General features: G+C 68.9%; 15 protein-coding genes and 1 pseudogene. 9 read left to right on the forward strand and 7 right to left on the reverse strand.

Annotated elements, in window-relative coordinates; translation table 11 throughout:
- Positions 1 to 87 precede the first annotated feature (87 nt).
- Complete coding sequence (locus OG310_RS22680; RefSeq protein ID WP_329457705.1) at positions 88 to 996, forward strand: alpha/beta fold hydrolase; 909 nt, start codon at positions 88 to 90, stop codon at positions 994 to 996.
- Here the strand turns inward: OG310_RS22680 and OG310_RS22685 are convergent.
- Entirely contained in the window at positions 978 to 1,706 is a 729-nt protein-coding gene (locus OG310_RS22685) for a histidine phosphatase family protein (protein ID WP_329457706.1), read from the reverse strand. The two genes, OG310_RS22680 and OG310_RS22685, sit on opposite strands and share 19 nt — an antisense overlap.
- A 346-nt stretch (positions 1,707 to 2,052) precedes the next feature.
- Positions 2,053 to 2,475, reverse strand: coding sequence for an ATP-binding protein (locus OG310_RS22690; RefSeq protein WP_329457707.1), 423 nt, complete (start codon positions 2,473 to 2,475; stop codon positions 2,053 to 2,055).
- A gap of 191 nt (positions 2,476 to 2,666) precedes the next feature.
- On the opposite strand from OG310_RS22690, the gene OG310_RS22695 reads away from it, so the two are divergent.
- Both OG310_RS22695 and OG310_RS22700 read left to right on the forward strand, forming a co-directional pair.
- Positions 2,667 to 3,947, forward strand: a complete 1,281-nt coding sequence (locus OG310_RS22695) for a hypothetical protein (protein ID WP_329457708.1) — start codon at positions 2,667 to 2,669, stop codon at positions 3,945 to 3,947.
- A 13-nt stretch (positions 3,948 to 3,960) separates the two neighbouring features.
- Complete coding sequence (locus OG310_RS22700; protein ID WP_329457709.1) at positions 3,961 to 4,515, forward strand: GNAT family N-acetyltransferase; 555 nt, start codon at positions 3,961 to 3,963, stop codon at positions 4,513 to 4,515.
- A 157-nt stretch (positions 4,516 to 4,672) separates the two neighbouring features.
- Here OG310_RS22700 and OG310_RS22705 read toward each other — a convergent pair.
- Together OG310_RS22705 and OG310_RS22710 are read right to left on the reverse strand one after the other, a co-directional pair.
- Positions 4,673 to 7,809: pseudogene (locus OG310_RS22705) on the reverse strand (DUF3427 domain-containing protein).
- Between the two features lie 364 nt (positions 7,810 to 8,173).
- The gene (locus tag OG310_RS22710) at positions 8,174 to 9,187 is read right to left on the reverse strand and encodes an SEC-C metal-binding domain-containing protein (RefSeq protein WP_329457710.1); all 1,014 of its coding nucleotides are present in this window, start codon (positions 9,185 to 9,187) and stop codon (positions 8,174 to 8,176) included.
- A gap of 377 nt (positions 9,188 to 9,564) precedes the next feature.
- Between OG310_RS22710 and OG310_RS22715 the strand changes: the two genes are divergently transcribed.
- The gene (locus OG310_RS22715) at positions 9,565 to 9,783 is read left to right on the forward strand and encodes a DUF3311 domain-containing protein (protein WP_329457711.1); all 219 of its coding nucleotides are present in this window, start codon (positions 9,565 to 9,567) and stop codon (positions 9,781 to 9,783) included.
- A complete protein-coding gene (locus tag OG310_RS22720; protein WP_329457712.1) occupies positions 9,780 to 11,291 on the forward strand; it encodes a sodium:solute symporter family protein in 1,512 nt (503 codons plus the stop codon). The genes OG310_RS22715 and OG310_RS22720 overlap by 4 nt, the downstream gene beginning before the upstream one ends.
- Positions 11,292 to 11,450: 159 nt before the next feature.
- On the opposite strand, the gene OG310_RS22725 is transcribed toward OG310_RS22720, so the two are convergent.
- The gene (locus tag OG310_RS22725; RefSeq protein ID WP_329457713.1) at positions 11,451 to 12,917 is read right to left on the reverse strand and encodes an MFS transporter; all 1,467 of its coding nucleotides are present in this window, start codon (positions 12,915 to 12,917) and stop codon (positions 11,451 to 11,453) included.
- A 99-nt stretch (positions 12,918 to 13,016) separates the two neighbouring features.
- On the opposite strand from OG310_RS22725, the gene OG310_RS22730 reads away from it, so the two are divergent.
- From OG310_RS22730 to OG310_RS22745, 4 genes are all read left to right on the forward strand, one after another.
- The gene (locus OG310_RS22730; RefSeq protein ID WP_329457714.1) at positions 13,017 to 13,559 is read left to right on the forward strand and encodes a winged helix-turn-helix transcriptional regulator; all 543 of its coding nucleotides are present in this window, start codon (positions 13,017 to 13,019) and stop codon (positions 13,557 to 13,559) included.
- A 183-nt stretch (positions 13,560 to 13,742) separates the two neighbouring features.
- Positions 13,743 to 14,090, forward strand: coding sequence for a DUF6412 domain-containing protein (locus OG310_RS22735; protein ID WP_443078883.1), 348 nt, complete (start codon positions 13,743 to 13,745; stop codon positions 14,088 to 14,090).
- A gap of 190 nt (positions 14,091 to 14,280) precedes the next feature.
- Entirely contained in the window at positions 14,281 to 15,048 is a 768-nt protein-coding gene (locus OG310_RS22740; RefSeq protein ID WP_329457715.1) for a YidC/Oxa1 family membrane protein insertase, read from the forward strand.
- Positions 15,049 to 15,457: 409 nt separating this feature from the next.
- Positions 15,458 to 16,315 (forward strand): fumarylacetoacetate hydrolase family protein, encoded by an 858-nt coding sequence (locus OG310_RS22745; protein WP_329457716.1) that lies wholly within the window; start codon positions 15,458 to 15,460, stop codon positions 16,313 to 16,315.
- A gap of 315 nt (positions 16,316 to 16,630) precedes the next feature.
- On the opposite strand, the gene OG310_RS22750 is transcribed toward OG310_RS22745, so the two are convergent.
- Both OG310_RS22750 and OG310_RS22755 read right to left on the reverse strand, forming a co-directional pair.
- Positions 16,631 to 17,191 (reverse strand): heme-degrading domain-containing protein, encoded by a 561-nt coding sequence (locus OG310_RS22750; RefSeq protein ID WP_329457717.1) that lies wholly within the window; start codon positions 17,189 to 17,191, stop codon positions 16,631 to 16,633.
- A complete protein-coding gene (locus tag OG310_RS22755) occupies positions 17,188 to 18,300 on the reverse strand; it encodes a Gfo/Idh/MocA family oxidoreductase (protein ID WP_329457718.1) in 1,113 nt (370 codons plus the stop codon). Before OG310_RS22755 ends, OG310_RS22750 begins: the two co-directional genes overlap by 4 nt.
- Positions 18,301 to 18,315 lie beyond the last annotated feature (15 nt).

The raw sequence follows: 18,315 nt of genomic DNA on the forward strand, positions 1-18,315 counted from the left end.
GATCCCCGCCAGCCCTGAGGGTGCGCCGCCGGGCACGCGCGAAAAACTCGACGCTGCGGGTACGCCGTTCCCTCTAGGGTGCGGCGCATGACGACGCCCGGGCCCTCCGCTTGCGAGCCGACCGTGCGCAACGCCACGGTCATTGCCGATGGCACGCGCCTCGCCGTGACGACGTACCCGTACGAGCCCCGGCCCGGGGCCGCGGGGAGCCCACGCGAACCCGTACTCCTCCTGCACGGCCTGGCCGGATACGCGGGCGAATGGGGCCCGTTGGCCCGGCTCCTGCTCACTGCACACGAGGTTGTCGCCTACGACGCCCGGGGGCATGGCTCCAGCGACCGGCGGCCGCCTGACGGCGATCTGTCACGGGCCGCACACGCACGCGACGCGGTCGCTGTCATCGAACAGATCGTCATCGCGCAGATCGGCTTGGAGCGGCCGGTCCTCGTGGGTCAGTCCATCGGCGGCGTCAGCGCTCTGCTCGCCGCGGCGGCACGGCCGGACCTGTTGCGCGCCCTGGTGCTGGTGGAGGCGAGCCCCAAGGCCCTGGACCCGGATCTCCCGCCTCGCATCGGAGCGTGGCTGGACTCGTGGCCCATACCGTTCACCTCGCGGGAGGCGGCGGCCGCGTTCTTCGGTGGCGGGCGCTCCGGCCTGGGATGGGCACACGGCCTTCAGGAGGGGCCGGACGGCCTGCGCCCGCGCTTCGACCGGGACGTCATGCTCGCCTGCGCCGCCGACGGCGCGGCCGAACCCCGTTCCTACTGGCCCGAGTGGGACCGGCTGGAGTGCCCGGTACTGGTGGTCAGGGGCGACACGGGGCAGCTGACGGAAGCTGACGCCGAGGAGATGCGCGACCGGCGGCCGGGCACGTGGACGGAAACCGTCGCGGACGCCGGGCACGACGTCCACCTGGACCGGCCCGAAGCCCTGCACGCCCTGATCGAGCGCTTCCTGGACACGCACCGACCGGCTGCTCAGCCTTCCCCGAGGTGACGCACGCTCCCGAACTCGACGAGCCGCAGCCAAGTCCCGCCACCGGGATCCCGCTCCCACGAGGAGACGGACGCGTTGGGCACGGGAACATCACCGGGTACGGGATCGCCGATGCCCGCCAGAACGTGCCGGGCCGCGATCACCACCGAGTCATGCGCGACCAGCAGCACGTGCTCAGCGGTGCCCGCCGCGCGCACTTCCGTCAGGAAGTCCCGGACACGCAGGGCCACATCGGCGAGCGACTCCCCGCCCGGCGGCCGGTAGAACCACTCGCCGAGCCGCGCGCGCCGTGCCGCCTCCTCAGGAGCCCGCGTCCGCACCGCGGGCGGCGGCAACAGCTCCAGCACACCCATCTCGCGATCCCGCAGCCGCTCGTCAACGACCGCGCCCGGCAGCGAGGTGCATCCGACCTCTCGCGCCGAGTCGGCCATCACGTCCCACGTCTCGGCCGCCCTGGCGTACGTAGAGCACACGACGAGCCCGGGCCTCTCATCTCCCCGAAGGCCGGCGAGCCACCGCCCAAGCGCCCGCGCCTGCTCGACCCCGATCCGCGACAGCCGGACCTGAGCGTCGGTCCCCTCCCCGACCAGCTCCGGATCACCGGTCTCGAGAGCCCGCGCCCAGAGCACGTTGGCGGTGCTCTGGCCGTGCCGCACGACGGTCAGCCGTGCGAGTGGCGCCCGGGAACTCCCATGGCTCCGATCAGCCATCGCCTGCCCTCCGCATCTTCCGCCCACGCGCGGTCACCCGGGCCTTCCTGCCCATGGAAACGAGCGCAACACTCCACGGTGCGTCAGGCTGGGCCTCATCTGGTCAGGGGGACGCTAGCCCTCCTCGTACCAGCTCAAGCGTCGCGACAAGAGTGCTGCTTGACCAAGACCAGCTTTTCCGGGTCTACGGCAGGCCAGGTGCCCGTTCCATACAGGGGCCGGAGAACGAATGTTCCCCTGCTGAAGTCGGTCACGATGGCTTTCTTGTTGGCCACCTCGTCGTAGACAGTGTCACCGATCCACACGTGTGGGCCCGAGCCGAGGTTCTTGCGCTTGCCGTTTCGAGTCATGAAGCCGCCTCGCATTTCAGCTCGCCCCAGACGCGCTTGCCCCGAGGGAGGATGTCCGTTCCCCAGCGCTCCGCAAGAGCATCGACCAAGGCCAGGCCCCTACCACTCTCGTCCCCTTCGCCTGTCGCGCACTTGAGGGGGAGGCCGCCGCGGTCTCTGTCTGCGACGGCGATTCGTACGTACGCCGGGGCGGGGTGGGTGATGCTCACCTCGATGAGGCGGCTTCTCGTGTGCTGGGCGGCGTTGGCCACCAATTCGGAGACGATGCTTGTGCCGTCCTGTGCCAGATCTTCGTGCCCCCAGACGGTCAGGGCCGTGTGTACCAAGTTGCGTGCGATACGGGCGCTTTCGGGAGCGCACGGAAGTGTCTCGCTGTATCCGGGGCACCCGGTGGGGCGAGTTTCGGTGGTCGCGGTCATCAGAACCTCATCGTGGAAGGTTTTCTCCTGCCATCAAGGCAACCCGGGAGGCCGTGCCAGAAGCGATGGCGTGGTGATGCAACTCCGATGCAACTAGGCCTCTGCGACCGAAAATTTCTGTGTATCCGAGCCGTCGAAGGGGAGCCAGGCATTACGGTCGAGGCACGCTGACTGCAGAGGCGGGAGAAGGCATGACGGGGGAGAAAAGACCGAACCCGAAGATCCGGGCTGTCCGTGAAGAGCGGTTCCAGATGAGTCGGCCCGAGTTCGCCGCCCTCATCAATCAGCAGGGCATACGCATGGGTGAGAACACCGGTTGCACGGCCCGCGTTATCGCAACCTGGGAGGACGGCGAGGTTGCTCTGCCGCGCCCGATCTACCGTCGCATCCTCACGGAGGTCACCGGCGAGAGTATGGCTAGTCTCGGGTTCTCTCCCGCTCACACCCCAGTTCGTCCGTGTACCACCGTGACACTGGACAAGCTCGATGATCAGGAGTCGGCCGTGGACCGCCGCAATTTCCTTTCTGGTCTTACCGTCCTAGGGCTCGACCCCGAACGCGGAACACCGCGCAAAATCGGGTCAGCTGAGGTCCGGATCGTCCGCCGCACGGTTTCTCAGCTCAAGCAGCTCGACGAACGTATGGGTGGCGACAACCTGAGTGTGGACTCGCGCCGGGCGCTCGGAGCCCTGAACAGACTTATCAACACGGCCAGATATACCGAGGGCACCGGCAAGCACCTGCGTTCCGCCTACGGTGATTTGGCGGTCCTCACCGGGTGGCTCAGCTACGACGCCGACCGGCCGCAGGATGCCTGGGGGTACTACAACCAGTCGCTCTACCAGGCCCGGATGGCCGACGATCAAGAGGTGGAAGTCCACGCTTACGCGCAGATGTCCATGGCGGCGGCCCGTAACGGCATGCCCAGGGACGCCGTCGAGCTCGCCCGCATGGGGCAGCGGCTCAGTGCCCGCCACGTACCGCCCCGGTTGATGTCCCTGCTCGCCCTGAGAGAGGCATGCGGCTGGTCCCTGCTCGGGGACTCCAGGGAGACGCGTTCGGCTCTCACCCGTGCCTACGGGTCCTTTGACCATGGTTGCTCCGATGCGGACCCGCGATGGATCGACTTCTATTCGAGGTCAGAGCTGGACGGCCTGGCCGCGACGTGTCACGCCGACCTCGGGGAGCATGACGTGGCCCAGAGGCTTACGGAGAAGGCGTTGGAGACGATAGATCGCCGATACGGGCGGAATCGTGCGTGGTATTGCGTGATCCTCGCCGAGGTGCACATGCAGCGGGGCGACGTCTCGCAAGCGTGCGCAGTCGCTCGCGAGTCGCTGCCGCTGATCGCCGAGGTGTCCTCCACTCGTACGACAGCACGCCTCGGGGCCTTCCGTAAGAGCCTCAGGACCTACCACGATGACCCCAACGTGAGGGACTTCCTCGCGGAGTCCGAACCCCTGGCAGCTTGATGTGAGGAGAGACATGGCGGACCTGACGCTCGTGCGCCTGGACGGAAACGAAGCTGACAGGCAGCGAGATGCCTTGGCGGACCTGTACGAGAAGGCGTACGCCGAGAAACTGGACGGAGCATTCCGTTCCCGGGCAGGGTTCCTGGACCGCCTGGGGATGTACGTCGGCAGGCAACGGTTCGAGCTGGTCTCGGCTCATGACGGAGACGCGCTGGCCGGATACATCTTCGGCTTCGCCATTGCTCCATCGGGGACTTGGTGGGAGGGCTTCCGGGACGAGGTTCCCGCCGACGTGTTGGAGTGGACCCGGGCGGAGGAGGTCTTCGCCATCTCTGAGCTGATGGTGCGACCCGAGTGGCGACGCCGAGGCATAGCTCGTCGACTCCACGACACTCTCCTTGAGGGGCGTGGCGAGGCCCTCGCGACAATCCTGGTGGACCCCAAGAACATCCCGGCCCGCACTGCGTACTACGCATGGGGCTGGGAGAAACTCGGAGACATTCAGCCCTTCGACGACTCTCCTGTCTTCGAATCCCTGACGAAGAGGCTTTCTCTCGTCAAACCATGATGCCCGCCCGCTCCGGGGCCGGCGTGGAGCCTGAACAGGCAGCACATCAGCTACTCCGAGACCTCGCGCGTAACAGCGAGGCCCCACCCAAGGTGAGGCTCCTGCTCCTGCAGTCTGCTTCGCCAGCCTGTGAACGAAGGTCGGCCAGTCTCTGAGGTCAACTGGCGGCGATGACAGCGTGGGTGTGGAGGTCAGCGGGCAGCGGTGTACGCAAGTCCCAGATGATGCCCATCGGACTGCTGCCCTCATGGCTGCGGTAGTCGGCGCGACCGAGCAGCATCCACGGCTGGGGGCGCGCGCCGTCTGCGTACTTGAAACGGCGAACGAACAACAGCACCTGGCTCCCCGTCTCCTGATGATGCTGATAGCGGAGGCCGGTGGACGAGGACTCCGACGTTCTGCCCTGTGACTCCCAGTGAAACTGACGCGCGTTGACAGCGTAATCCTTGTACTGCGTCTGTGGCGAGAAATCTTTTTCGTCTTTTTCGAGAGTGATCAGTAGAGCATCAGTGTTGGTCTCGGGGCACCAGCAGACTCCATCGCGGGAATTCCCCGGGAGGTTGCCGTCGATGGCCGCCGCGCCAATCGCGGAGAGGATTTCAGACCGGTTGTAGGAGGCATGGATGCAGAGTGGTGAAGCGTGAGCTCCCTCTGGATCTAGAGGCGGCGTGAGGTGGACCAGATGCTGCTGCCCGTGGGTGAGGACCTGTCGTAGTTCACTCTGAAGATTAGTCTGTGACTTCAGCATGCTGAAGCCCTCTTCATAGGAAGTGAACCCGCCGCCTGTCGGCCAGAAGTTAAAGAACATCATGCGCGCGAACGCCTGGTCCTGGTCCGACAGGTCGCCGTACCTGGGCGTGTCGTCCATGAGTAGTCGGGAGTAGGCATCGTATCGGGCAGGGTCGTCCACGTGGAGGAAGGCTGACACGCGTTTGAGGAGTTCGCGCTCGCCTGGGAGCTCCGGAGGGGTGAGAACCCCGATTTGCGGAGCAATGCCGTCCATGTGCGTCCTGAGCGGTAGATGTCCCTGACGTCTCGACCGCTCTCACTCAGGTACTCGGCGAGGTCGACCTCCTTGGAGGCTCGGACCTCAGCAGCTAGTTGGTTGATGTTCGCCTCAATTTGTTGACGAATGTTATTGAGGATCCTCTCTTTCGACTTCGTTTCCAGGACGATGGCGCAACCAGAGGGAAGTTGGGGGAAGCCGCTCTCGATGGCGGAGACGAGGCGCCTCCTTGAAAGGTCCGTCAGGGCTCTGAATTGGTTTTCGAATCGGAACTCTTTTCGGTGCTGGCCGATGAAATCGAGGACAGTCAAGACGGCTTTGCCGTCACATCTTCGGAGTCCGCGTCCCAACTGCTGGAGAAAAAGTGTCGCGCTGGAAGTGGGGCGCAGCAGGAGTAGAGTGTCGACGCTAGGGACATCAAGGCCCTCGTTGAAGAGGTCTACTGAGAAGATCACCTGGACCTCACCGGAGGCGAGATCTTCCAGTGCCTTCTTGCGCTGGTCCGGATCCGTCTCGCCGGAGAGTGCGACAGCGTTGAAGCCGGCCCGGCGGAAATAATCCGCCATGAAGTGGGCGTGCGCAATGGTGACGCAGAACCCGAGAGCGCGCATGCGATTTGGCTCGGCCACCTTCTCGATAACGGACTTCACGATGATGCGGGCGCGAGCATCGTTTCCCGTCAGTACATTGCTGAGGGAGCTCGTTTCGTATGCGCCGCGAGACCACTGTACGGCGGAAAGGTCGGTGGTATCTGTGATCCCAAAGTAATGGAAGGGCGTGAGTAGCTCTTTTTCCAGGGCCTCCCAGAGTCGCATTTCCGCGGCGATGCGGCCGCCAAAGAATTCGTCCTGGATGTTGTACCCGTCGGTGCGCTCGGGAGTGGCTGTGAGCGCGAGCAGTTCGGTGGGTTCGAAGTGCTTTAGTATCCTGCGGTAGCTCTCTGCTGTGCCGTGATGGAATTCATCGATGATGACAACATCGAAGCGCTTCGGGTCGATATCGTCCAAATTGCGCGGGGTAAGTGACTGGACACTGGCGAAGACGTGATTCCAATCGTGTGGAACATCCCCGTTGACCATGGGCTCGCCAAAGTTGGCGTCATTCAATACTTCCTGGAATGTTCTCTGTGACTGTGACAAAATCTCCTTTCGGTGAGCGACGAAGAGGAGGCGAAGGTCCTTACCGGAATTCTTACGCAGGCCCTTGTAGTCGAGTGCGGCTATGATGGTCTTCCCCGTACCGGTCGCAGCCACGAGAAGGTTGCGGTGCCTGTCGTGGACAGTCCGCTCCAGCTCCACCAGCTCAAGCATCTCCTGTTGGTAGGGATAAGGTCGCACTTCAAGGCCAGAGAGGCTGATTTTTCTGCTGCTGGCGCGAGAATCTCCGAACGACGCCTCGGCGAGAGCTTCCCTGAGCTGTTCGGTGTCGGACTTGGGATCGTAGGACTTGAATGCCGGTTCGCTCCAGTAGGAGTCAAAGGTCGCTTCGAATTTTTTCAGTGCGTCAGGGGTTGCAACCGAAGAGAGGCGGACGTTCCACTCCAGTCCGTCCAGAAGAGCGGCACGGGAGAGATTCGAACTGCCCACATAGGCGGTGTCGTATCCTGAGTCGCGTCGGAACAGCCAAGCCTTGGCATGCAGGCGGGTCGAGCGAATCTCATAGTTCACCTTGACCTCGGCGCCGAACTCCTCCACCAGTCGATCCAGAGCCCGTTGTTCTGTTGCGCCCATGTACGTCGTAGTGATGACCCGGACGGGCACACCGCGCTCTTTGGCCGCCCGCAACGAGTCTTCAAGGAGGCGAATGCCGTGCCATTTGACGAAAGCGCAGAGGAGATCCACTCGGTTGGCCGTTGCCAACTCGGCACGCAGTTCGAAGCCGAGACTGGGGTCCTCGGGGGAGTTGGTGAGGAGCGCGGCATCCGAGAGCGGGGTGGCCGGACGGATCTGGAAGACACCCGGCGCTTGTTGCTGCGCCAGGGCCAGCAGTTGCCGGGGCCCGTCGGCGACCAAGTCCACCCACTCCCGCGCGCCGGGCAGCGTGCCCACGGCCTCCAGGATGTGGTTGGCAGCGTGGACGCGCTCATCCTCGGGCAGTCGGTGGAGCACGTCGCGTACAGTCGCCGCCACGTGACGAGCCAACACCTGGGACGTCGACTCAGCCCCTACGGTGCGCTCAATGGCGCGCAGTTCAGAGCCTTCTAGGTCCGCCAAGCGCTGCTGGAGCCGCAGAGTGATCAGTTGCTCGTACAGGCCTATGGCCGGAGCGTCGTCCCGTGCATCGATCATCCTGCGTCCCCCTCATCAGTGCTGCCTAGCGTCGCCTCCGCATTTCTAGCAGCCGGCACTGACATGACACGTGCGATGAGAGCTTGAGGGCGCGTCAGCACTCCGATTCGGGTCTTTCAGTGTTCCATCTTTGAAGGCCACGAGGTTGAGGGCGAACTCGACATCCGTGGTGCCGAACGGTGCCATCCGCGGCACGCGTTGCCTTGGTTCCTGATCTCGCCGGTCGACGGCGCCACCGGTGCGGACGCGCGTCGGCACATGGGCGCGCGGCCGCCGTGACCCTCGTCCGCCGCCGGCTCCGCCGTGGACGGAGCCGGCGGTGGCCCAAGTGCCCGGCCGCGACGCCCCGATCGGCGGGGAGCCGTCAACCCGCCCCGTGGCACTGCCGATACGGCTCGCCCGAGCCGCACCAGCAGGTGGCGTTCCGCGGCGGGGGCCAGGGGGTGGCGCGGCCTCGGGCCGCCAGGGTGGTGGCGTACAGGGGGAGCAGCGACGTCGTGGTCGGGGGCTGGGCCTCGGAGGCGGCGAAGGCCTCGTAGGAGGGGACGGTGCCGGTGACGATGCCCAGGTTGGGGGTGCCCGCCGCGGCGAGTTCGCGCAGGGCGGTCTCGACGCGGGCCAGGTGGGCCTCGTGCGAGGGGTACTCCTCGGCGAGCGGCGGGTATGCGGCGATCAGTTCGGCGAGTTCTCCCTCGGGCCAGTGCAGGACGGCGACGGGGAAGGGGCGGGACAGGGCGGTGCGGAACGAGCCGAGTTCGGCGCGCAGCCGGTTGATCTCCGCCTGGAGCTCGTCGGGGTTGTCCGAGCCGAGGGCCCACAGGCGCTTGGGGTCGTGGAGCTCGTCGAGCGGTACGGACGCCGGGTTGACCTGGTCGGCGAGGGTGTCCCAGGCATCGTGGGGCAGGCCCAGCAGGCGGCGGGTGCGGTGGCGGCCGATGAGGAGGGCGTGGGTCGCGTAGGGGACTTCCTCGCCGGGGGTGAGCAGCAGGTTCAGGGCGGCGGTGAACGCGTCGTGGGCGGCTTCCGGCTCGTCGTGCCGTTCCAGGGTCTCCGCGACGATCTCCCAGGGCGCCGGCTCCATCGGCGCCGCCAGCCGTACGCCGTCGATGATCGCGCGGGCTTCCGCTTCGTGGCCGAACTCCCACAGGTTGGCCGCCTTGAGCGCCTTCACGAGCTGCGGGTGCTCGGCGCTCGGGCGGTCCCCTCCCGGGGACAGGAGCTGGTCGTAGAGCCCGGAGGCCCGGTCTCTGGCGCCGGCCAGTTCGAGGTGGGCCGCCGCCTGGAGAAGCAGGGGCTCTTGGTCCTCCGGATACCGGGCCGCGGTGCGCAGCAGGCGCTCGGCTTCCGTGGTGTGGTCGGCAGGCATATCGGGGCGCATGGCCTCACCGTACTGCGGCAGCCCGGCTCCGGCGTGGGAGGAGGGGGTGAGGTGTGGGGGTCCTTTGTGTACGCTCCGGCGGTCGGCCCCGCGCGCGCCCTCGGGCGCCTCCGTACGCCCGCGTACGGACGGCTCGCGGCGGGGCGGGGAATCGCCCCCGCGCTGCGCGACGGAGGCCGCGGAACGGTCCTCGGTGGCGCGCGGCGGAGGCGCGGGAACCGCTCTCGGCGGGGGATCAGGACAGCCGGTGACGGCTCAGGGAGAGGCAACGGGACGTCCCGCGCGTGCCGTGCCACGGACAGGTGGTGCCGGCTTGTGCCGGGGCGAGCGGGGACCGTGGCGGGGGCGCGTGGCGCCGCGTGGCTTAGGGTCCTTGCGTGTTTCGACAACGGCCGCACCTGCTCTGGCTTCTCGTGCCCCTCGTCCTCTTCCTGGTCGCCCCGCCCTGGGTGAACCGGATCGACCCCGTTGTCGCGGGCCTGCCCTTCCTCTCGTTCTGGCTCCTGGCGTCGGTTCTCGTCACGCCGTTCGCGATCTGGGCCGCCTACCGCGGGGACCGGCGGCTCCTCGCCCGGCGGGCGCGGGAGGAGCGGTGAACGCGACCGTCGCGACGTCCGTGTTCGGGGCCTTCATGGCGCTGACCGTCGCCCTCGGGCTGCTCGCGGTGCGCGGTCGTGGCGGCGGGGGCGGCGGCATCACCGAGTGGTCCGTGGGCGGCCGGAGTCTCGGGACCGTGTTCATCTGGGTCCTGATGGCGGGGGAGGGCTACACCAGCTTCAGCTACCTCGGCGGTGCGGGCTGGGGCTACGACTTCGGGGCGCCGGTCCTGTACGTCGTCGCGTACATGTCGTGCGGTTACGCCGTCGGCTATGTGGTGGGGCCGATGCTCTGGTCGTACGCGCGCCGGCACGGTCTCGTCGGGATCACGGACATGATCGCCCACCGGTACGGCAAGCCCTGGGTGGGCGCCCTGACGGCGGTGCTGGCGACGGTGTTCCTGCTGCCGTACATCCAGCTGCAGATCACCGGCATGGGCGTGGTCGTGTCGACCATCTCGTACGGCACCATCAGTCTCGACTGGGCGTACTTCCTCGGCTTCGCCGTCACCACCGCCTTCGTCGTGGTCAGCGGGCTGCGTGGCAGCGCCTGGGTGTCGGTCCTGAAGGACGCCCTGGTGATCGGGACGCTCGTCTTCCTCATCGCGTACGTGCCGCTGCACTACTTCCACGGGTACGGCCACTTCCTGCACCGGGTCGTGCACGAGCGGTCCGCCTGGCTGACCCTGCCGGGCCATGGGCACAGCTCGATGGGGACGGCCTGGTTCATCACGACGTCGCTCATGAACGCGGTGACCGTGGTGATCTTCCCGACGACCGTCGCCGGCTATCTCGGCGCGCGCAGTGCCGACACGCTGCGGCGGAACGCCGTGTTCCTGCCCGCGTACAACGTGCTGCTGTTCGTACCGATGCTGCTCGGGCTCGCGGCCACCTTCGTGGTGCCCGGCCTCGTCGGCTCCGAGTCGAACCTCGCGCTGTTCAAACTCGTCGTGGACGCCCTGCCGGCCTGGGCCGTGGGGGTGGTCGGGGTGGCCGCGGCGCTTTCCTCGATCGTTCCCATGGCGGTGTTCATGCTGGTCATCGGCACGATGTGGGGACGCAGCGTGCTGACGCTCGTGCCCCGGCTGCGCGGCGAGGCACGGCAGAAGACCGCGGCGCAGGCCGTCGTGGTGGTCGCCGGCGGGCTGGCGCTGGTGCTGACGTACGCCGCGCCCAACACGCTCGTACGGCTGTCGCTCATCAGCTACGAGGGGATGGCGCAGCTCCTGCCGATGGTGCTGCTGGGTCTGGTGTGGCGGCGGCTCACGCTCGCCGCGGGGCTGAGCGGGCTGGTCGTCGGGGTGGGTCTGGTCTGCGGGCTTGTCTTCGGCGGGCACGACCCCGTGTGGGGTGTGAACGCGGGGATCGTCGCGCTGGTCGCCAACCTGCTGGTCGCGCTGGCCGTCACGTACGCCGGGATCGGCGCGGTGTCCGCGCGGGCGGACACCCGGCCCGATCACGAGGTGCTGGCCGGCGACGGGCTGCGCGACGAGGCCGCCTCCGTCTGAACGCCGGGCCCCTCCCCACGCGGGACCGCGAGGAGGAGGTGCCACGTTGAGGGGGCGGCCTCCACGGCCACCGCCCTTCGCACGGGAAGGGTCTTCCTTCCCTCGGGAAGGGGCCTTCCCCGTTCTCGCAGGACGGGAAAGGCCCCTCTTCGCGCCGGTCTAGGAGGGTGACGGCGACGTGCCCTTGTGGCCTCGCAGCACCAGCACCAGGAGCGCGCCGAGGACGGCCACCCCGGCCATCACCAGGATGGCGGTGTCCATACCGCGCGCTGTCGTACCGGCCGAGGTGACCAGGGCCAGCGTCAGCGCGACGCCCGCGGACGAGCCGATGTAGCGGGCCGTGTTGTTCGCGCCCGAACCCATCGCGGTGCGCTCGGCGGGCACCGATTCGACGGACAGCCTCGGCAGTGCCGCGTTCAGCAGGCCACTGCCGAGTCCCGCGACGAACACGCCGGGCAGCAGCCGCGCCTCGGACGCCGCGCCGACCGCGCCCAGCATGCTCAGCACGCCGACGGCGTGCAGTACGAAGCCGGCCGCCATCTGGTGCCGTACGGCGAAGCGCGCGTGCAGCCGCTTGGCCTCGTACGCGACGACCGCTGCCGTCCCGGCCCACAGCAGCACGATCCACGCGGTCTGGTACACGGAGAGGTGCAGGACGCCCTCGACGACGACGGGCAGGTAGCTGAAGAACCCGATCACGGCGAGCCCGGTGAACAGTGCCCCGAGCACGGACGACTGGAACGTCGCGTGCTTCAGCAGCCCGAGGTCGATCAGCGGGGCCGCGGTGCGCCGTTCGATCAGGCCGAACACGCCGAGCAGCACGACCGTGGCGGCGAGCAGGAGCAGCACGGGGGCGCTCAGCCAGCCGTTGCGGCCCAGGGTGAGCGCGGTCAGCAGCGCGGTGAAGGCGAGCCCGAGTGCCGCCGCGCCGGGCAGGTCGGGCCGCGCGCGGCGGGGGGCGCGCGACTCGGACAGGACGCGGGAGGCGTAGGCGCCGGAGGCCAGCGCCGCCGCGCCGAGCACCCCGTACAGCACGCGCCAGCCGAAGCCGTTCAGTGAGGCGGCGAGCAGCGGGCCGAGGGCGATGCCGCCGCTGACGGCGGCGCCCCAGGCCCCGGTGGCCTTGAGCCGAGCGGGGCCCGCGGGGAACGCGTGGGCTATCAGACCGAGGCTGGTGGCGAGGATCGCGGCGCTCGCCGCGCCCTGCGCGACGCGGGTCAGCGTGAACAGCAGGGTGTCGTCCGTCAGGGCGCTGAGGCCCGTGGTGACGGCGAGAGCGAGAGTTCCGATGAGGAACAGCCGGCGCCGGCCGAAGTCGTCGGCGAGACCGCCGATCACGAGGAGCAGGGCCGCGAGTCCGAGCGGGGTGCCGTTGAGCAGCCAGGCCTGGGCGGAGAGCGAGGTGTGGAACGTCGCGGACAGCGTGGGGACGGTCAGCAGCGGCGCCGTGTAGCCCATCAGCGCCACGAGGGTGGCGGCGAGCGTGGCGATGAGCGTGCCGCGCGCGTTCGGCGAGATGCCCGGATGGGCTGTCACCACGGCCTCGTCAAGGAGCGGGTGCGCCTTCGCGCTCGCCGGGGTGGCGGGCTGCGCCGAGGCGTCGGCCGGGTCGAGTGGTCGGGGCATGGCCCTGTCTCCGTCGTGAGTTCGATGAATGAACCTTCGAGGAAATTGACGGTAGCACGCTAAGTTCAATGATTGAACTCGCGAGGGTAGGGTGGGTTCATGGCTCTTGGTAAGGACTACGCGAAGCAGCAGTGCTCGATCGCTCGCGCGCTGGAGGTCGTCGGTGAGCGCTGGACGCTCCTCGTCGTGCGGGACGCCTTCTACGGCATCACCCGGTACAACGACTTCCTCGTCCACCTCGGCATTCCGCGCGCCGTACTGGCCTCCCGGCTCCAGACGCTGGAACGGGCCGGTGTGCTGCGCAAGCACCGCTACCAGGAGTCGCCGCCCCGGGACGAGTACGTGCTGACCGAGGGAGGCATCGCGCTGTGGCCGACGCTGCTGTCGCTCGGGCAGTGGGCGAACGGGCACGTGGACGGCGCCGAGCCGCTGCGGGCCTTCGTCCACGCGGACTGCGGTGCCGAGCTCGGCGGCTACGGACAGTGCCCGGCGTGCGGCGATGTCGTACCGGTGAGTGACGTCGTGCTGATGCCCTGCGAGCGGCTCGACAAGAACCCCGACAACCCGGTGAGCAGGGCGTTGCTGCGTCCCCACCGGCTCCTGACGCCGCTCGACATCAATCACACGCCTGTTCGTGTATAACGTTGAGCAAGGGGGGAGAATGAGTGTGCGGACCGGCTGGGCGTTGGGGCCGGGGTCCGCAGGGGAGTGCCGGACGCTGAGATGAGGCGCCGGCGGAGCAGCGGGAAGGGGGAGTCGACCATGGTGCGCGAGCTGGTGAGGCCTGTGCCTGACGTGGGTGCCGTAGTGCCTGCCGACGCGCGTGTGCGGGCGCTCGCGCCTGCGCGTACGTGGGTCCGGCGGAGCGCGCCCTCGCGCGGGCTCTGGGCCGCCGTACTGCTGACCCTGGTGCTCGCCCAGATACTGCTCTCGTCCCCGGGTTTCCTCCTCCCGTCCGCGGTGGCCGTTGCCGCGACCGCCGCCGCCTGCGCCGCGCTCGCCCTGTTCGTCGTCGTCGCCGCCCGTACGGCACCCCCGGTGCCGCGCACCCGCGTCCGTACGGCGATACGCGACCGCGAGATACGCACGGCCTTCCTGCCCCAACGGGACCCCGACGCCAGGGGGCGGACGCGCCCCAGGGCACCGGGTCGCGGCCTTCCGACGGCCGCGTAGTCCCGGCGCGTTCAGCGGGTTCCAGGTTCTCCGACGTTCCACCACGGTCCCTCCCGGGCCGGCAGCGCGTGCTGCGCTGCCCCGGCCGGCCGGGCCCCGGGGTCGGTCCTGCCCGCCCACCCGCGCTGCCGCTCGTGAGCCGTCACGCCGTATCCACTCCGGTTCGACGTGACCCTCGGAGGGCACTGCCTTGTCCACGATCATTTCCGCGTTCGCCCATCTCGTAGACGTTCTCGCCGGCCCTCTGGGGCCGCTGTTCCACGGCTCGGCCGTGGCAGCCGCGATCATCCTGTTCACCATCTGCGTACGGCTCGCCGTCCACCCCCTCTCCCGTGCCTCCGCCCGAGGGCAGAAGGCACGTGCCGAACTCGCGCCGCGCATGGCCGAGCTCCGTCGCAAGCACGCCAAGAACCCCGAGAAGCTGCGGGAGGAGACAGCCGAGCTCTACGCGCGGGAGAAGGTCTCCCCGCTCGCCGGATGCCTGCCGATGCTGCTGCAGCTGCCCGCCTTCTACCTGATGTACCGGGTCTTCTACAGCCGTGAGATCGGCGGCGTACCCAACGCACTGCTCGGCCATTCCCTGCTGGGCGCGCCCCTCGGCGGCCGCTGGACCGCCGCCCTCGCGCACGGCGGGCTGTTCGGCCCGGCCGGTCTCGTCTATCTGGTGCTGTTCGTGATCATCGCGGGCGTCGCCACGTTCAACGCCGTACGGACCAGGCGGCAGCAGGCCGGCGCGGATCCCGTCGTCGACGTCTCGGCGCCGGGGGCGGGGGCGGTCGCCGGGATGATGAAGATCATGCCGCTCATGTACTTCTTCACCCTGGTCACGGTGGCCGTCGTGCCGCTGGCCGCCGGGCTGTACGTGGTGACCAGCACCACCTGGACAGCGGCCGAGCGGTACTTCCTGTACCGGGACGCCCCGGCACGGGCGCCGCTGGCCGCCACGCGAAGCGCGTGAGCGGAGCGCTGGGGCGCGGTGCGTGTGAGCGGGTCCGCGCCCCAGCGTCGAACGCTCCACGTCGAACGCTCCGCCGGGCCCTGAACGGTCCCCAGGACGCCCGAACGGCCTGCGGGACGCGGGTGAAGGGCCTGCGGGGTGTCTGCGGGACGCCCCTGCGAGGTGTCTGCGGGATGCGGGAACAGTCGGTGGGGCGCGTGAAGCGGCTGCGGGGAGCGGAGCCGCGCGGGCGATGCGGGGTCCGCGCGGCTCCGCGCCGCCAACAGCGGTGACATACGGGAAACGACCGCGGTGTGAGACACGGCCTTGCGCAAAGATCCGATGTATTGGAAGGATTGCCCGGTTCCCCGGTGGCCGCATCCACCGGTCGAACCAGGCTGGACCAGCTCGATCAGAGGAGTCAGGAACGATGAAGCTGCTGCGTGTCGGTACGACGGGTGCGGAGCGCCCCGCGCTGCTGGACGAGGACGGTACGACCCTGCGGGACCTGTCGGGCCTCGTCACCGACATCGATGGCGCGCTCCTCGCCGACGAAGCCGCCCTGGAGCGGATCAGGGGCGCCGCTGCCGCAGGCGACCTGCCGGTGATCGAGGGCGGCGGCCGGATCGGCGCACCGCTGACCGGCATAGGGAAGATCGTCTGCATCGGCCTGAACTACCACGACCACGCGCGCGAGACGAACGCCCAGGCACCGTCCGAGCCGATCATCTTCTTCAAGGCGCCGGACACAGTGGTCGGACCTGATGACACCGTGCTCATCCCGCGCAAGAGCGTGAAGACCGACTGGGAGGTCGAACTCGCCATCGTCATCGGTCGCACCGCGCGGTACGTGGAGTCCACCGAGGCGGCGCTCGCGCACGTCGGCGCGTACGCGGTCTCCAATGACGTCTCCGAGCGCGAATTCCAGATCGAGCGCGGCGGGCAGTGGGACAAGGGGAAGAACTGCGAGACGTTCAACCCTCTCGGCCCCTGGCTCGTGACGGCGGACGAGGTGCCGGATCCGCAGGCGCTCGCCATGAAGCTCAGCGTCAACGGCGAGAGCAAGCAGGACGGCACCACCGCCGACATGATCTTCCCGGTCGCGGAGATCGTGCGGTACGTCAGCCAGTTCATGACGCTCTACCCCGGTGACGTCATCAACACCGGTACCCCGGCGGGCGTCGCCCTGGGCCAGCCGGAGCCGAAGCCGTACCTGCGCGCGGGCGACGTCGTGGAGCTGGGGATCGAGGGGCTCGGCACACAGCGCCAGCAGTTCAAGGACGCCTGAGGACCGGCCGGGGGCGGCCCGTCCGGGGCGGGCGCCTCGGGCCGTCCGTGGGGCGCGACCCCGCTGGTGCGGACCCGGCCGGGCCCCACGCAGTGGGGTCGGATTCGCGGGATCCTGCCCGGTCCGACCCGGTGGAGATCCGTCCGCGCGGGCCGTTCGTGGCTGTGGCTGTGGCTGTGGCTGTGGCTGTGGCTGTGGCTGTGGCTGTCGCCGAAGCCGACGCGCCGCCGGGGGTGTCGGCGGCGCGTCGCGCTGTTCGGCGTGGTGGGCCACGGACCGGGACCGGCCTTCCGGGACAGGAGTCCCTGGAGCGGGTCAGAGCTCGGAACGGAGAAGCTCCAGCGCCTGGGCCACCAACGCGTGATCCTCTGCCTGCGGCAGGCCCGAGACCGTGGCGGTGGCGACCATCCCCGCACCCTCGACGACGACCGGCACGGCGCCGCCGTGCGCGGCGTACTGGCCGGGATCGAGGCGGGAGGACTCCTCGAAGGTCTGGCCCTTCGCCCGGAAGCGCGCCCCGACCAGCAGTGACGCCGCGCCGTAGCGCTCGGCCACGCGTCGCTTGCGGGCGATCCACCCGTCGTTGTCCGCACTCGAACCGGGCAGGGCGCAGTGGAACAGCTGCTGCGCGCCCTGGTGGATGTCGATCGCCACCGGAGCGCGGCGCGCGCGGGCCAGCTCCACCAGCAGGGAGCCGAGGCGCCAGGCCTCGTCGTAGCCGAACCGGGGGAGTACCAGGCGCTTCGCCTGTTCCTCCAGTTCGGCCGGGCCGGGCAGGTCCTTCTTCGCGGACGGCGCACTCGTGGCGTGCGACGTACGGGCGGCGTCCGCGACCTCCGTGGTGTCCTCGCTGTCCGGGGTGCGTGCGGCGCTCATGCGAGGGATCCCTGCTGCTCGGTTCCCAGCCGGACGGTGACGCCCTCGCGTGCCGAGCGGCGCGCGGCTTCCAGAATCTCCAGTGCGGCCGCGGCCTGGTCCGCCGTGACGGGCGGCGCGGTGCCCGCTCGCAGGGCGTCGGCGATGCCCGCGTAATACGCCGGATAGTCGCCCGGCACGGTCGGTACGGGTGTGCCACCGCCGGTCAGCGGGGACTCGCCGGCGCCGAGCCTGCCCCACAGCGACTCGGGTTCGACGCCCCACGGCTCGTCCCGCGTGCCGGGGCGCCTGCCCTCGCGCAGGGCGCTCTCCTGCGGGTCGAGTCCGTACTTCACGTAGCCCGCCGACGAGCCGAGCACGCGGAAGCGCGGGCCGAGCTGGGCCGTGGTGGCGCTGACGTAGAGGTGCGAACGGACGCCACCCGCATGTGTCAGGGCGAAGAAGGTGTCGTCGTCGGCCTCGCCGCCGGGGCGGCGGACGTCGGACTCCGCGTACACCTGCGTCACCGGCCCGAACAGGGTGAGCGCCTGGTCCACGACATGACTGCCCAGGTCGTACAGCAGTCCGCCGATCTCCTCCGGCGCACCCGACTCACGCCATCCGCCCTTGAGTTGCGGGCGCCACCGCTCGAACCGGGACTCGAAGCGCTGCACCTCGCCCAGCTCACCGGCGTCGATGAGGTTCTTGAGGGTGAGGAAGTCGTTGTCCCAGCGCCGGTTCTGGAAGACGGACAGCAGCAGTCCGCGCTCCTCGGCCAGTGCGCCGAGCGCCCTGGCCTCGGCCGCCGTGCCGGCGACGGGCTTGTCGACGACGACCGCCAGTCCGGCGTCGAGCGCGGCGGTGGCCAGCGGTACGTGGGTCTTGTTCGGCGAGGCGATGACGACGAGATCCAGCTCGTCCGCCCGCTTCCACAGCTCCTCGGGGGAGGCCGCGAACCGTACGGAGGGGAATTCCGCTGCCGCCTGCGCGCGGCGCTCCTCGCTTGAGGTGACGACTGTGTCGAGGACAAGGCCCTCGGTGGCGGAGATCAGCGGTGCGTGGAAGACGGAACCCGCGAGGCCGTACCCCACGAGCGCCACCTTGAGGGGCGGGTTGGCTGTGCCAGTCATGTCCTCCACTTAAGC

Origin of the sequence: Streptomyces sp. NBC_01497 (assembly GCF_036250695.1) — a bacterium.
In the GTDB taxonomy this organism is placed as follows: domain Bacteria; phylum Actinomycetota; class Actinomycetes; order Streptomycetales; family Streptomycetaceae; genus Streptomyces.